This is a genomic window from Streptococcus sp. ZY19097, from assembly GCF_040731245.1.
Lineage (GTDB): Bacteria > Bacillota > Bacilli > Lactobacillales > Streptococcaceae > Streptococcus > Streptococcus orisratti.
The window spans coordinates 1,810,537-1,824,377 of the sequence record NZ_CP160400.1 but is presented as its reverse complement, the minus strand read 5'-3'; the positions used below and the strand labels follow the sequence as shown (position 1 = coordinate 1,824,377).

Genomic DNA, 13,841 nt, shown 5'->3' with positions numbered 1-13,841 from the left:
TTTTTCAGTAGTTAAGTTTCTTAGGAAAATTGACAGAAAAGGCCTATTATGGTACTATTTTGGTAAGTAAATTCAAAGTGGAAGAGGGAAGTATGTCAATCGAAAAGACCGTTAGTGAGATTGCTGAGATTTTAGGGATTAGTCGTCAGGCTGTCAATAATCGCGTCAAAATGTTACCAGAAGAAGATCTTGAGAAGAATGATAAAGGTGTAACAGTTGTCAAACGCAGTGGTCTGATTAAGTTAGAGGAGCATTATAAGAAGACCATCTTTGAAGATGAGCCCATTAGTGAAGAAGTTAAGCAACGTGAACTTTTGGAAATCTTGGTGGATGAAAAAAACACTGAAATTACCCGTCTTTATGAACAACTCAAAGCTAAAGATGAACAAATTTCTGCCAAAGATGAGCAGTTACGTGTTAAAGATGTGCAGATTGCTGAAAAGGACAAGCAGCTTGACCAGCAACAACAATTGACTTTGGCTGCGATGGAAGACAGCAAGCGTCTGCAACTTGAGTTGAACGAAGCTAAAGCTGAAGTTGAAGAAATCCAAACAAAAGTAGAAGAGGAAGTGCAAGCAGTAGTTCCGAAGGGTTTCTTTGCGCGCCTTTTTGGAAAATAATTTTTGAGATGTTAGGGATAATCCTTACACACCTGCTCGTCAACAAGTTCTAGAAAGACCTGTTGGCGATTTTTTATCAACACTTTCACATGTTACGCTATTGATTCCTCTTATGAAAATTTGTCCTAATTTGGACTTGGTGGACAGTCTATCAGTAATTGGCTTTGTTATTTTGATGTTATAGTTAATTAGTTTATCTTTTATTACTTCGACGTAAGAGGAAATTCCGGTTCCTTATTTCCAACTTCAAACACTCCACTGGATTGTTTGAACTCACTTTGCCGTACTTTACGAAAGTGACTTGCTTCGCATGTTTTATTTCCAACCTAGAACAGCCTAGAGGCTGTTCTAGCAACCTGCAGCTCGTTGCCTAGTACTAAAAGCAAACTAAAGACTATAATATTATAGGTAAATTGAAGGTGGATAGATAGTCTCGGGTTGGTAAGGTGAGGTGGCGGCAGGATGAAGGTTTCAAGATTCACATTTTGTCCCAATATCTCTGCCTACAGTAACAACTAGGTATACTTAATCAAAATTAACAAAATATAGGTAGAATTCTGCTACTTTTTAGTTTTTGGGTAGCAGCTTGTATCATTCTATTGATGTTTTACACTCATCAACGTAAGTCGACAAGACCTGAGTTTGATTTTCGAGGTCTATTGCTATTTCTAACGGAATGCAAGAACATATCTGGTTAGTATAATTTTTAGGAGAAAAAATGGAGAATTTAAAAGAGTATATCGCTTTTGATTTAGAGTTTAACACTGTTGATAACATCAGTCATATTATTCAAGTATCAGCGGTTAAGTTTGAAGCTGGTGTAGAGACAGCTAGCTTTGATAGCTATGTCTATACCAACGTTCCGTTACAGTCATTTATTAATGGTCTGACAGGTATTACAGCAGAGAAAATTGCTGGCGCTCCCAAGATTGAGAAGGTTATGTCAGAGTTTCAGGATTTTGTTGGTGAGACAGCTCTGATTGGCTACAATGCACATAAGTCTGATCTTCCTTTACTTATTGAAAATGGTTTAGATTTGACCGCGCTTTATAAGGTTGATGTGTTTGATGAGGCCTTCAGTCGTCGTAGCACAGATTTGAATGGTATCAAAAACTTACAGTTACACACAGTTGCTGAATTCTTAGATATTTCTGGAAGAAGCCATAACAGTTTAGAAGATGCTCGCATGACTGCTCTTGTATATGAGAAATTTATGGAATTTGACGAAAATAAGACCTATCTCACTCAGCAAGAAGAAAGTCATGGTGACAATCCTTTTGCAGCCTTAGGAAATTTTTGGGGTTAGAATCTTTTTCTAGGTTATATTCTGTCAGCAGTTGTCTTTTTCAAATACAGTTCGTATCCCTAAAACCATCTTGATTATGGAAAATATTAGCTAGGCCAATACATCATACTGGTGAGTGCAAATTCTTTGAATTCATTAAGATTGCTGTTTATAAAAAATAAAAGGTTTCAGAAAATGAAACCTTTTTGTGATGTCATTACAGATTAACAAGAGCCTTTTCTGGCGGTAAAGCATCAACTGTTTTAAAAGCATAAAGTAAGATTAGCCAGTTGATGGTACCATAAACTGTATCAATGTTTGAAAAATCAAGTGGAGAGTTCCACATAAAGTGCATGGCAACAGGGGCTAAGAGGAAAAATACTCCCTGTTTCTTTGAGACAGCAGTGGTTTTACTCATCAATATGATCAATCCGAGTGCAAAAGTTCCAGAAAATACCCAGTGGGAAACACCACTTGATGCGATACGTTCAAGAGCCATGCTGTAGCCATTGCCATTATTTTGAAAGAGGTCTTGGAAAATATAGAAGCGGTCTTCGACAATTTGGAATCCCATTCCAGCAATCATTCCCATAACTAGCGCTGATTTAAGAGAAATTTGTCGTAAAAGTAGTGCGATTAAAAGGACAACTAAACCTTTACTGATTTCTTCAGTGAAAGGTGCTGTGAGGGCTCCTCCCCAGTTATCAATAAAATCTTTTGGCAAGTTGAGATTTAAGAGAATGAAGGAGAGACCACTGTTTCCTAAAGAACCTAAATTTGCAGGGATGGCAAGTCCAAAAAACCAACTCATCCAAAAGGCGGGACTTGGAATGTTAAAACGTTTTTTCAAATATAGGGTGAGAAAAATAAAAGGAATGATGTAGATAAAGGTTAGTGATGTTGCTAGAAAAAAGGTCGGATAAAGATTATTGTGTCCATGACTTTTTGCCAATTCAGAAATATCAGCGTTTAAGCCAGAGATACTTAGTATAAGGAGTGCTAAAATAACAAAGTTAGAACGATTTTTTATCAAAAAAGTTTTCATAAAATTCTCCAATCTGATGTCATAGTTATTTATTATATATCTGAAAAAGTTATTTGTGAAGTGGTCAGTACATGAGCAAACAATCTAATGATAAAATTTTGATACTCTTCGAAAATCAAAATTATCCGTTGTCAACTTGCCTTGATGAACTCAAGTTCTATCGTCGGCTTCGTTTCCTAGGCTACTTTTGATTTTCATTGAGTATGATTTTATTTACTTAACCTGATAACTGTTGCTCTCATCTGTATTTTATTGCTCAGCAGGATGGTCGCTCTATCTCCAAATTTCCCCAGTCTTTTGTCAGATAGAAGCTAGTTCAATTTTGCTATCAGTAGTAAAAGAGATAAGTCAGGATTGTCAGTCCGAATATATCTGCTAAAGCATGCGCTAAGAAAAAGGGAAGCAAATTTTGCGGTTTCCATTTTTGATAACAAATGAAGAAAATACTACCAAGCAGAAGTCCTAGAGCAAGAGCATTTCCCAGTCCTTGGTAGGTGTGGAAGCTACACCTAATGATTAGTGAATATAGAAAAGTCCATTTTATATATTGAGGTTTGAAGGTCAGGCAAACGCCTAAGAAAAAGATTTCCTCGTAAAAACCGTTTAATAAGGAATAAAGTAGGAGTGAAAGGTCAATCTTTGGAAAGATCTGCGACAAACTTGGTGTCAGGGGAGATAAATTGTAGCTAATCAAGGAATAAAGATCCATAGCAAGTGCTGATATTAAGAACAAGCTAATAACCTTTACAGCTAACCATTTTTCAAGCTTGATGTGACGTGTCCAGACTGAAAAATCAAAGTTTCGAAAGACAAGGTACAGAAAAGCTAGCAAGAGCCAAATTGACTGAATAACTAAAGCTTGATAATTTTGGAAACTAGAAAAGGTAAGGTTTTCCTCAAGGGTTGTTGTCTGGTTTGTCAGGGCGATGTATTGAAGGGTGGAATTGTAAATACCTTCTCCAAACATGATAAGAGTAAGGATTAAAATATCAAACCACTTAAGACATGTCAATTTTTCTTTCATGAGACCACCAATTTCTATTTTTGAATAATACCATTAGGAATGATAATGGTTCGCAAGAGTTCATCTTCCTGACGAATACGCCGATAGAGGAGGACAAGGTAGCAAGGAAAGAGAAGACTAAAGCTAATATAAGAATGACAAAGCAGAGTCAAACCAAGCAATTCGGGGATAATATTCAAATAATAATTAGGATGTTTTACTAGACGAAAAAGCCAGTGATCAATAAATTTATGATCCTTTACCAACATTAATTTTACTGTCCAAATACCTTTAAGAATACGTGTGACAAAGTACAACATCCAAATAGAAAAAGCAAGGAATACCAGTCCAATCGTACTGATCCAGTCAAAATTTTGTCCACGAAGAATCGCTTCAACTAAACAAGAAAGGTAAAAGAGAATATGTAGTAGTGTTAGTACTTGAGTATTTTTTTGACCGTATTCTCTCCCACCATTTTTCAGGATATTGGCTTCGTTTTTTAGTGATAATCTTAAAAAAAGTAACCGAGCCAAAAAAATTAGACAGACAATAACTGTAATTAGCATGTGTTCCTCCAAAAGTTGTTTTTGTATGATTATAACCATACATAAGTCAAGCTTTATTATAACAAAGATAATGGTATTTGACCTAAATTTCATCTGTTTTTTATCTGTTTTTTTAAAAGAGTTTCACTAACAAAGGTTCTCAGCTTGCATAGAGAACTGTCGGAGATTATAATAAAACAAGAAAGTTTTGTAGGGAGTTTTTATGGCGAAAATAATGGTTGTTGAGGACGATCGTGTTATCAACCAAGTTGTTTGTGAATTTTTGAGGGAAGAAGGTCATCAAGTATGCTCCATTTTTGATGGGAAACTTGCTTTGGAAGCCTTTTATAAGGAAACTTTTGATTTGATAATTTTAGATGTAATGATTCCATCAATGACGGGAATTGAAGTACTTAAAGAAATTAGAAGGACCTCTCAGGTTCCTGTCATGATGCTGACAGCTATGGATGACGAATATACTCAGTTGATTAGTTTTAATCATTTAATCAGCGATTATGTGACTAAACCATTTTCACCACTAATTCTGATGAAGCGGGTTGAGAATATTTTACGGCATCAAACGATTAGACAGACTATTGAAGTTGCTGATATTAGCATTTTGCCAGAGGAGGGATCAGTTAAGATTTCTGGACAAGAAGTCAATTTAACCAAGAAAGAATATGATATTCTCCTTTTTTTGGTTAATAGGAAGGGACGAATTGTAAGTAGAAGTCAGCTTATGATGGCTATTTGGGGTTATGAAGAGTTGGATAGCCGTGTCTTGGATAATCATATGAAGAATTTACGGAAAAAAATGCCCTCTCTTCCTTTAAAAACAGTTATTGGACGTGGTTACCAGATTACGGAGGAATAGGTGTGGGAATTGTTCGTAAAAATTTTCTGATTGTCAGTAGCTTGATTGCGGGAACGATTTTGATTTTGCTTGGGTTTATGGCTTATGTCATGCCGATTTACTATAATCAGGCTAAGCAACTTGAACTCAAAAAAGACTATGTCACGATTGTTAAAGAACTGGATGGGCAATCTAAGGAAAGCCTTCTCTCAAATATTAAGAAGTACGATCAGCGTTATCCTAATATTTTACTTAATTTGTTAACATCATCGGGTGAAGCTGTTTATCCTAGTGCATCCGACAAGGAAATTATTGCTCAAAGTCAGCATTATTTGGAAAAGGGAAATTTTGATCAAATCGGAAGTTGGTCAAAATTAATCACGAGTTCTGATGGAGAAAAATACATTGTTCAAGCTGAATATGGTTTTCAATCTTTGTCTGGTGTTAGTCAAGTTTTAGTGACATTTTATCCTTTTATTTTGTTGGCTATTATATTATTGTCAACTTTGGTGGCCTATATTTACAGTCACCTTTCTACCAAACGCATCAAGGCCATCTCGCAGACGGCAAGGCAAATGCAATTGATGGAAGAGGGAATATCTTGTCAAGTTAGCGGTCAAGATGAAATTGCAATCTTGGCACAGGATGTGAACTATCTTTATTCTAAATTACTGACAAGTATTGAAGAATTAAGAGCTGAAAATGTAAAAAGGGCGGCGCGTGAAGAGGAGCAGGCTGATTTTTTGCGAATAACTGCCCACGAGTTAAAAACGCCCATTGCTAGTATGTTAGGTCTTGTAGAGGGCATGATTTATAACGTCGGAGAGTTTAAAGATCACGAGACTTATTTGAAGAAATGTCGAGACATTTTGCAAGAGCAATCACAGTTAGTTTGTTCCATCTTGGAAGCCACAAATTTGGATCTCAGTTTGAAAGTTAAGCAAGAGCGAGTTGATTTGAAAGAACTGATAGAGCAGTATTTGACGCCCTATGAGGCACTTGCAAAAGTCCATTCTTACCAATTCATCGTAAATCTTGAACCAGTATGGGTCAGCCTTAATTCAACTTATTTTGTAAAAGCAATAAAGAATCTTTTAGATAATGCCTTTCGCTATACAAAGGAAGGAGGGGCTATCCGAGTAAGTTTAACGGAGCATTATCTACGAATTGAAAATCAAGCAGAGTATTTACCTGACAAGGAAGAACTAGACAAATTATTTCTTCCGTTCTATCGTCCAGATTTTAGCAGAGCTAAAGAAGATGGGGGGACAGGAGTAGGACTTTACTTGGTTAAACAAATTCTGGAAAAACAAGGTTTTTGTTACCGATTGGAGCAAGAAAAAGAATTTCTTCAATTTACAATTTGGTTTGTAGATCCCTTGGACTAATATACTCGATGAAAATCAAACCATATCATGACAAATAGAAATGGACTGGCTCTGCCAATCCATTTTTGTTTTCTAGAATGGTAATTTACCTGCAAATGCTCCCATTGTTTTTTTAGTTGCTTCGTCAATTTGGCTGAGTGCATCATTGATGGCTTGTGCAGTCATATCTTGTAGGGTTTCGACATCCTCAGGATCAACGACAGCTTCTTTATAATCAATGGAAACCAGTTTTTTATCACCTGTAAAAGTTACGGTAACGAGCTCTTGAGCTGATTTACCAGTGAAATTTGTTTCTGCCAACTCAGCTTGTTTCTTTTCTAGCTGTTTTTGCATTTTTTGTGCTTGGCGCATCATGTTTTGCATATTCATCATAAGATTTTTAAGATTCCTTTCGTATCAAGGGTTTAGACCCTCTTGTTAAATTTTCGTTGCCTTATGTTGCCTTTTGGGTATTTCTTAAAGCTTCATTTATTATAGCATTTTTTAAAGCAACTGCCTATTTAACTGTGTGAGAAAAGCGAGCGTTTGGTGCTGATTTTACAAAAACTTTACAAAAGTATGGTAATAGATTTGATGTTTGCTCTCTATAATGGTCATTGTAAAGATTTTAAAGGAGAACATCATGAAAAAATGTAAATTGTTTTCAGTACTGACTTTAGCTGGTTTGACAGCTCTAGTGGGACTTTCAGCTTGTGGTAAATCAAACGGAGGTTCTTCGTCTGCTTCTTCATCTGCATCTGGTAATATCAGTGTTGTTTCCCGTGAAGATGGTTCAGGGACGCGCGGCGCCTTTGTTGAACTTTTCGGGGTCCAAGAGGAGCAAAATGGTGAAAAGGTTGATTTGACAACGGACAAGGCCATTGTTACTAACTCGACCTCTGTTATGCTAACGACAGTAGCTGGAGATAAGTCAGCTATTGGCTATGCTTCGCTAGGTTCTTTAGATGATACCGTCAAGGTTTTGAAAATTGATGGTACTGAAGCAAGTGTTGCCAATATTAAAGCCGGAAGCTACAAGATTTCTCGTCCATTTAACATTGTTACCAAAGATAAGATTAGTGAGGCTGCTCAAGATTTTATCAACTTTATTTTAAGTTCTGATGGTCAAGCTGTCGTAGAAGAAAATGGTTACATTCCACTTGACAATACCAAAGCTTATCAATCTTCAGTTGATTCTGGCAAGATTGTCGTTTCAGGATCAAGCTCTGTCACACCAGTTATGGAAAAATTAAAAGAAGCTTATAGCAAAGTCAATTCTAAGGTTGAAGTAGAAATTCAACAAAGTGACTCCTCAACTGGTATCACAAATGCTATTGAGGGAACAGCTGATATTGGAATGGCGTCACGTGATTTGAAAGATGAAGAAACCTCTAAAGGAGTCAGCTCAACAGTTATTGCGATGGATGGAATTGCTGTTATTGTCAATAAAGATAACAAAGTTGATGGCTTAACAAGCGAACAAGTCAAGACGATTTTTACAGGTAAGACAACAAGCTGGGACGGTCTTTCAGACTAAGGGGTCATGAATGAATCATACAAAAGAAAAAATGATGCAAGCGGTATTTTTCCTTACCGCCTGCATTTCTGTTCTATCCGTGCTACTAATCTGCCTCTTTTTGTTTTCGAGTGGGATTCCTGCTATTCACAAAATTGGCTTAGGTAACTTTCTTTTCGGGACGGTATGGAGACCGGCTAACAATCTTTTTGGTATTTTTCCAATGATTGTTGGCTCACTTTATGTGACAGCAGGGGCTCTTATTATTGGAGTCCCCATTGGAGTTTTGACAGCAGTTTTTATGTCTTCTTTTTGTCCTGAAGCCATCTACAGACCACTCAAGGCGGCTATTAACCTCATGGCAGGAATTCCATCGGTTGTTTATGGTTTCTTTGGTTTGGTTGTTTTAGTTCCCTTTGTTCGTGATAACATCGGTGGCTTTGGCATGGGGGTTCTTACTGCCTCAATCTTGCTTGGTTTGATGATTTTACCAACTATTATCAGTGTTTCTGAGGCTGCTATTCGCGCTGTTCCTAGGTCTTATTATGAAGGTGGTTTAGCTCTGGGGGCTTCCCATGAGCGTAGCATCTTTTTTGCGGTACTGCCAGCAGCGAAGCGAGGAATTTTGGCAGCTGTCATTTTAGGGGTTGGACGTGCAATCGGAGAAACTATGGCAGTTATCATGGTTGCAGGTAACCAAGCTGTCTTGCCAGATTCCTTGACATCAGGAGTCAGAACTATGACAACCAATATTGTTATGGAGATGGGTTACTCTAGTGGTCTTCACAGAGAAGCTCTCATAGGGACAGCTGTTGTTCTCTTTATATTTGTCCTAATCATTAACATCAGCTTTTCGTTGTTACATAAAGAGGAGTAAGTATGGAAAATATCAATCACCGCAGCTTCAAGCAAAATTGGCAGTCACGTCGGCGGGATCTGGTGTCACTAATTTTGTACTTTTTAGTTTATGGGGCTGCTTTGTCAACTTTTGTAGGTATTGCTTTCACGGTAGGTTACATTCTGGTTAAAGGCTTGCCCAACTTAAACATGAGTTTGTTTGCTTGGACTTACAATAGTGAGAATGTCTCTCTGTTACCGGCCTTAATTAATACGATTTTTATGACCATATTGGCATTAAGTGTTGCCGTACCTATTGGTATAGGGGCTTCTATTTATTTGGCAGAATATGCGCGCCGGGATAACCCTTTTGTTAGTGTTATTCGGATTGCAACCGAAACGCTCTCTGGGATTCCCTCCATCATCTATGGACTGTTTGGTGCCCTTTTCTTTGTTAAGTTCGCTCACATGGGACTTTCCTTGCTGTCAGGAGCTGTTACACTTAGTATCATGATTTTGCCTCTGATTATGCGAACAACAGAAGAAGCTTTGCTTTCGGTACCAGACTCTTATCGTGAAGGGGCTTTTGCACTTGGAGCGGGCAAACTTCGAACAATTTTTAAAATTGTCCTTCCTAGCGCCATGCCGGGAATTTTCTCAGGAATTATTTTAGCGATCGGGCGAATTGTTGGAGAATCGGCTGCCTTGATTTTTACGGCAGGTACGGTTGCTGAAGTGGCTAAGAGTGTTTTCAGTTCGTCACGGACTTTGGCTGTGCATATGTATGCCATCTCAGGAGAGGGACTTTATGTCAATCAAACCTATGCTACAGCAGTGGTTCTCTTAGTGTTAGTTATTATCATTAATCTAGTGTCGGGTTTGATTGCTAGACGATTAGGAAGTAAAACAAACGATGAATAAAATAGAAATTAAAAATTTGGATCTCTACTATGGAGACTTCAAGGCTTTAAAAAACATTAATTTGGAAATTGCCAGCAATGAAATTACAGCTTTCATTGGTCCATCAGGATGCGGGAAATCAACCTTACTGAAAAGTCTTAACCGAATGAACGATTTGGTGAAAAATTGCCGCATTACTGGAGAGGTCACATTAGATAAAGAAGATGTTTACCGCGATTTGGATATCAATGTCCTTCGTAAAAAAGTAGGTATGGTTTTCCAAAAACCAAACCCATTTCCGATGAGTATTTATGATAACATTGCCTTTGGGCCTCGAACTCATGGCATTCACAATAAAGTTCAATTGGATGAAATTGTGGAGCGTTCCTTAAAACAAGCCGCTATCTGGGATGAAGTCAAAGATCGCCTCAATAAATCTGCTCTTGGAATGTCTGGTGGTCAACAGCAACGGCTTTGCATTGCTAGAGCTTTGGCCATTGAACCTGATGTCCTCCTCATGGACGAACCAACAAGTGCCTTAGATCCGATTTCAACAGCAAAAATTGAAGATTTGGTTATTGAACTTAAGAAGAAATATACTATCGTCATGGTGACCCACAACATGCAACAAGCTGTGCGGATTTCCGACAAGACAGCCTTCTTCCTATTGGGAGAAATTGTTGAGTATAACAAAACAAGCCAACTATTTTCAATGCCACAAGACGAACGCACAGAAAATTATATAACAGGGAGATTCGGATGATACGCTCAACCTTTGAAAATCAACTGCATGCACTCAATACCAATTTAATTTTGATGGGGTCTTTATGTGAAGATATCATTTCAAAATCCTTAATGCCCATCAGTGAAAATGATCAGCATCTGGTCAATGATGTCAGTAAAACCTATCAAAAAATTGAGCAGATGGAAAGAGATATTGAATCACAATGTCTTAAACTATTGCTTCGTCAACAGCCAGTAGCCAAGGATTTGCGACGTATTTCAGCTGCTTTAAAAATGGTTTATGATATGAAGCGTATTGGTGCACAATCTGCTGAAATTGCCGATATTATTGGTGATGGTCATGTTCATGAAGGAGCTGAGTTTCGTCATCTCAAGCAAATGGTCAAACACGTTGTCAATATGGTAACAGACAGTGTGGATGCCTTTGTCCATGATGATGAGGCTTTAGCTTTAAAAGTTATCCAAAAAGATGTCACAGTGGACAAAGAATTTGATACAATAAAGGCAAGTTTAATTGCCCATATTGCTGAACTTGGAAATGATGGTGAATATACTATTGATGTTTTGATGATTGCCAAATATTTGGAAAGAATTGGTGACCATACCGTCAATGTCGCTAAGTGGGTAATTTTTTCAATCACTGGTGAACTGAATGGAGAAGAAACATGATTTACTGCGTTGAAGACGATGATGATATCCGAGAACTGATGCTTTATACTTTACGAACAGCAGGGTTTGAGGCTCAGGGTTTCCCTGACTCCCTCCTATTTTGGAAAGCCATGGAAGAAGAGCAACCCAAGCTTATACTGTTAGATATCATGCTGCCTGTAGATGATGGATTGACCATTTTGAAATCCCTACGCGAAAATGGCATGACAAAAGATATTCCAGTAATCATGACAACTGCCAAAGGAACAGAATTCGATAAAGTCAAAGGATTAGATTTGGGCGCAGATGACTACTTGGTTAAACCTTTTGGTATGATGGAAATGATTTCTCGCATTAAAGCAGTCCTCAGACGTACATCTAATCAGGAGCAGGAAACTCATTTGACAATAAAAAACCTCGCTCTGGATTCAAAAAATTACACGGTTAGAAAAAATGGGCAAAAAATCGAATTAACTCTGAAAGAATTTGAACTGTTATCTTTATTGATGTTAAATCCTGACCGTGTTTTTACACGGCAGGAACTTTTGGATAAAGTTTGGGGAGAACACTTTATCGGAGAAACACGAACAGTTGATGTCCATATTGGAACCCTTCGCATGAAACTTGGAGATGCTAGTCATCTGATTAAGACAGTTCGTGGCGTTGGTTATCGTTTGGAGGTAACAGATGATTAAGAAAATCTTTCGTTCAACTTTTTTTGCCACGCTAGGCGTTCTTCTGGTGACCCTATTTATGGTTGTTGGCTTGCTTTATGGTTATTTTACTCAAGTACAAAAGGAGCAGTTGCAGACGGAGACAGCCTTAGCTGCTCAAGGGGTTTCTCTAGAAGGCCAAGATTATTTTAATGAGCTCAAGATGTCAAATGTCAGAATCACTTGGGTTGACAATCAAGGAAAGGTTCTCTATGATAATGAGTCCGATGCACAGACCATGGACAATCATGCCAATCGAGAAGAAATCAAAGAAGCTTTGAAAGATGGTTACGGTGAGAGTGTTCGCTACTCGAAAACTTTAACCACTCAGTCTCTTTATTCTGCTCAGCGCTTGGATAATGGAACTGTTATTCGCTTATCTGTGACTAGACATAGTATTTTAGTGCTTTTGTTTCGGATGTTCCAGCCTTTAGCTCTTATTCTTGTATTGGCCTTCTTCCTCTCTCTATGGCTTTCACACTCCATTGCTAAGAGTGTCGTGGGACCATTGAATCGGCTGGATCTTGATCATCCGCTTGAAAATGATGCCTATGAAGAAATTTCACCCCTTCTAAGACGGATTGCCAGACATCAAAAGGAAGTCACTGAGCGAGAAGTTGTGATAGAGCAACGTCAGTCAGAATTTGATACCATTATTTCTAAAATTAAAGAAGGTATGATTTTGTTAGACAATAACTGTCGCATCATCAGTATCAACCAGGCGGCACAGGATATTTTACAGACTGATCAAACGTGTTTGGGCAAAGATATGTTACAAATTATCCGTAACCTATCACTAAATAATTGGCTTGAAAAAGGTCTTCAAGGTCGCAAGCAAGAAGGGATTTTGCAATTAGATGACTCGCATTACAAAGTTATGGTGCGTCCTATTCAGTCTGAGGATAAGGTGACTGGTTTAGCGCTTCTTTTCTTTGATGTCACAGAGCAACTTCAGGCAGAGCAGCTGCGCCGTGAATTTACAGCAAACGTTTCTCATGAACTGAAAACACCTTTGCATCTGATTTCTGGGTATTCTGAAATGTTGGCTAGTGATGTTGTTGCGCAAAAAGATGTTCCACAATTCGCTGAGAAAATCCACAGTGAGTCTCAACGTATGATTCAGTTGGTAGAAGATATTATTAAACTGTCACATCTTGATGAGTCAGAAGAGTTAGCTATGGAACCCGTCAATCTCTATCAGATATCAGAGGAAGTCTTAGAAAGTCTATCTGCTAAGGCAAACGAACGTCATATCAACTTGCATTTATTAGGGGAACCAGCTTATATTACTGGTAATCACGCCCTTATTCATTCCTTGATTTATAATCTTTGTGATAATGCTATTATCTATAACCGTGATAAGGGAGATGTGACTGTCGGTATCACCTCGAATGAGGACAAGATTGTTCTGACGGTACAAGATACAGGAGTTGGGATTGCCAAAGATGAGCAGGAACGTATTTTTGAGCGTTTCTATCGGGTTGATAAGAGTCGCTCGAAGAAGTTGGGTGGCACTGGCCTGGGGCTATCCATTGTCAAGCATGCAGTCAATCAACATCATGCCGATATTAAGGTGGAAAGTCAGCTAGGCTTGGGAACTAAAATGACCGTGACCTTTCACAAATAAACCTCTTTGAAAATTAAACGCAGACGCTTGTGACTTGATTTGAGGAGTGAAAACCTCCAACGGAAGTTTTTAGCCTGTCATTCCAAAATTATAAAAAAGCTGAGTTCTATCTGAATCTGCGTTACTTATCCCAATTTT

15 protein-coding genes are annotated in these 13,841 nt (G+C 38.0%); 11 read left to right on the top strand and 4 right to left on the bottom strand.

Annotation, left to right across the window (positions count from 1 at the left end):
* The first annotated feature begins 92 nt into the window (after positions 1 to 92).
* Together ABZ559_RS09155 and ABZ559_RS09150 are read left to right on the top strand one after the other, a co-directional pair.
* Entirely contained in the window at positions 93 to 620 is a 528-nt protein-coding gene (locus ABZ559_RS09155; protein WP_277291688.1) for a DUF536 domain-containing protein, read from the top strand.
* Positions 621 to 1,338: 718 nt separating this feature from the next.
* On the top strand, positions 1,339 to 1,926 hold the full coding sequence (locus tag ABZ559_RS09150; protein WP_367006092.1) for a 3'-5' exonuclease: 588 nt from the start codon (positions 1,339 to 1,341) through the stop codon (positions 1,924 to 1,926).
* Positions 1,927 to 2,122: 196 nt separating this feature from the next.
* Here ABZ559_RS09150 and ABZ559_RS09145 read toward each other — a convergent pair whose 3' ends face one another.
* The 3 genes from ABZ559_RS09145 to ABZ559_RS09135 all read right to left on the bottom strand — a co-directional run bounded on the left by ABZ559_RS09145 (position 2,123) and on the right by ABZ559_RS09135 (position 4,519).
* Positions 2,123 to 2,950 (bottom strand): PrsW family glutamic-type intramembrane protease, encoded by an 828-nt coding sequence (locus ABZ559_RS09145; protein ID WP_367006091.1) that lies wholly within the window; start codon positions 2,948 to 2,950, stop codon positions 2,123 to 2,125.
* A 328-nt stretch (positions 2,951 to 3,278) separates the two neighbouring features.
* The gene (locus ABZ559_RS09140; protein WP_018376462.1) at positions 3,279 to 3,974 is read right to left on the bottom strand and encodes a CPBP family glutamic-type intramembrane protease; all 696 of its coding nucleotides are present in this window, start codon (positions 3,972 to 3,974) and stop codon (positions 3,279 to 3,281) included.
* 14 nt (positions 3,975 to 3,988) lie between these two features.
* On the bottom strand, positions 3,989 to 4,519 hold the full coding sequence (locus ABZ559_RS09135) for an isoprenylcysteine carboxyl methyltransferase family protein (RefSeq protein WP_041973752.1): 531 nt from the start codon (positions 4,517 to 4,519) through the stop codon (positions 3,989 to 3,991).
* A gap of 202 nt (positions 4,520 to 4,721) precedes the next feature.
* Here ABZ559_RS09135 and ABZ559_RS09130 point away from each other — a divergent pair, with 202 nt between their 5' ends.
* Together ABZ559_RS09130 and ABZ559_RS09125 are read left to right on the top strand one after the other, a co-directional pair.
* A complete protein-coding gene (locus ABZ559_RS09130; RefSeq protein ID WP_277291386.1) occupies positions 4,722 to 5,372 on the top strand; it encodes a response regulator transcription factor in 651 nt (216 codons plus the stop codon).
* Between the two features lie 2 nt (positions 5,373 to 5,374).
* Positions 5,375 to 6,739 (top strand): HAMP domain-containing sensor histidine kinase, encoded by a 1,365-nt coding sequence (locus tag ABZ559_RS09125; RefSeq protein WP_367006089.1) that lies wholly within the window; start codon positions 5,375 to 5,377, stop codon positions 6,737 to 6,739.
* 72 nt (positions 6,740 to 6,811) lie between these two features.
* Here ABZ559_RS09125 and ABZ559_RS09120 read toward each other — a convergent pair whose 3' ends face one another.
* On the bottom strand, positions 6,812 to 7,111 hold the full coding sequence (locus tag ABZ559_RS09120; RefSeq protein ID WP_041973759.1) for a YbaB/EbfC family nucleoid-associated protein: 300 nt from the start codon (positions 7,109 to 7,111) through the stop codon (positions 6,812 to 6,814).
* A gap of 250 nt (positions 7,112 to 7,361) precedes the next feature.
* Here ABZ559_RS09120 and ABZ559_RS09115 point away from each other — a divergent pair, with 250 nt between their 5' ends.
* From ABZ559_RS09115 to ABZ559_RS09085, 7 genes are read left to right on the top strand one after another with little or no spacing between them, the layout of a single operon-like run.
* Positions 7,362 to 8,255, top strand: a complete 894-nt coding sequence (locus ABZ559_RS09115) for a substrate-binding domain-containing protein (protein ID WP_367006087.1) — start codon at positions 7,362 to 7,364, stop codon at positions 8,253 to 8,255.
* 10 nt (positions 8,256 to 8,265) lie between these two features.
* Positions 8,266 to 9,111: a phosphate ABC transporter permease subunit PstC gene (pstC, locus tag ABZ559_RS09110; RefSeq protein WP_367006085.1), complete on the top strand. Its 846-nt coding sequence runs from the start codon at positions 8,266 to 8,268 to the stop codon at positions 9,109 to 9,111.
* Positions 9,112 to 9,113: 2 nt separating this feature from the next.
* Positions 9,114 to 9,992, top strand: coding sequence for a phosphate ABC transporter permease PstA (gene pstA / locus ABZ559_RS09105; protein WP_367006084.1), 879 nt, complete (start codon positions 9,114 to 9,116; stop codon positions 9,990 to 9,992).
* On the top strand, positions 9,985 to 10,734 hold the full coding sequence (gene pstB / locus ABZ559_RS09100; RefSeq protein WP_018376001.1) for a phosphate ABC transporter ATP-binding protein PstB: 750 nt from the start codon (positions 9,985 to 9,987) through the stop codon (positions 10,732 to 10,734). The genes pstA and pstB overlap by 8 nt, the downstream gene beginning before the upstream one ends.
* On the top strand, positions 10,731 to 11,384 hold the full coding sequence (gene phoU / locus ABZ559_RS09095; RefSeq protein WP_024052985.1) for a phosphate signaling complex protein PhoU: 654 nt from the start codon (positions 10,731 to 10,733) through the stop codon (positions 11,382 to 11,384). The genes pstB and phoU overlap by 4 nt, the downstream gene beginning before the upstream one ends.
* The gene (locus ABZ559_RS09090) at positions 11,381 to 12,058 is read left to right on the top strand and encodes a response regulator transcription factor (protein WP_041973771.1); all 678 of its coding nucleotides are present in this window, start codon (positions 11,381 to 11,383) and stop codon (positions 12,056 to 12,058) included. The genes phoU and ABZ559_RS09090 overlap by 4 nt, the downstream gene beginning before the upstream one ends.
* The gene (locus ABZ559_RS09085) at positions 12,051 to 13,703 is read left to right on the top strand and encodes an ATP-binding protein (protein ID WP_367006081.1); all 1,653 of its coding nucleotides are present in this window, start codon (positions 12,051 to 12,053) and stop codon (positions 13,701 to 13,703) included. Before ABZ559_RS09090 ends, ABZ559_RS09085 begins: the two co-directional genes overlap by 8 nt.
* Positions 13,704 to 13,841: the final 138 nt, after the last annotated feature.

Coding starts and splice junctions, on each gene's coding strand:
- ABZ559_RS09155 (WP_277291688.1), top strand. CDS start 93: ATGTCAATCGAAAAGACCGTTAGTGAGATTGCTGAGATTTTAGGGATT.
- ABZ559_RS09150 (WP_367006092.1), top strand. CDS start 1,339: ATGGAGAATTTAAAAGAGTATATCGCTTTTGATTTAGAGTTTAACACT.
- ABZ559_RS09145 (WP_367006091.1), bottom strand. CDS start 2,950: ATGAAAACTTTTTTGATAAAAAATCGTTCTAACTTTGTTATTTTAGCA.
- ABZ559_RS09140 (WP_018376462.1), bottom strand. CDS start 3,974: ATGAAAGAAAAATTGACATGTCTTAAGTGGTTTGATATTTTAATCCTT.
- ABZ559_RS09135 (WP_041973752.1), bottom strand. CDS start 4,519: ATGCTAATTACAGTTATTGTCTGTCTAATTTTTTTGGCTCGGTTACTT.
- ABZ559_RS09130 (WP_277291386.1), top strand. CDS start 4,722: ATGGCGAAAATAATGGTTGTTGAGGACGATCGTGTTATCAACCAAGTT.
- ABZ559_RS09120 (WP_041973759.1), bottom strand. CDS start 7,111: ATGATGAATATGCAAAACATGATGCGCCAAGCACAAAAAATGCAAAAA.
- ABZ559_RS09115 (WP_367006087.1), top strand. CDS start 7,362: ATGAAAAAATGTAAATTGTTTTCAGTACTGACTTTAGCTGGTTTGACA.
- pstC (WP_367006085.1), top strand. CDS start 8,266: ATGAATCATACAAAAGAAAAAATGATGCAAGCGGTATTTTTCCTTACC.
- pstA (WP_367006084.1), top strand. CDS start 9,114: ATGGAAAATATCAATCACCGCAGCTTCAAGCAAAATTGGCAGTCACGT.
- pstB (WP_018376001.1), top strand. CDS start 9,985: ATGAATAAAATAGAAATTAAAAATTTGGATCTCTACTATGGAGACTTC.
- phoU (WP_024052985.1), top strand. CDS start 10,731: ATGATACGCTCAACCTTTGAAAATCAACTGCATGCACTCAATACCAAT.
- ABZ559_RS09090 (WP_041973771.1), top strand. CDS start 11,381: ATGATTTACTGCGTTGAAGACGATGATGATATCCGAGAACTGATGCTT.
- ABZ559_RS09085 (WP_367006081.1), top strand. CDS start 12,051: ATGATTAAGAAAATCTTTCGTTCAACTTTTTTTGCCACGCTAGGCGTT.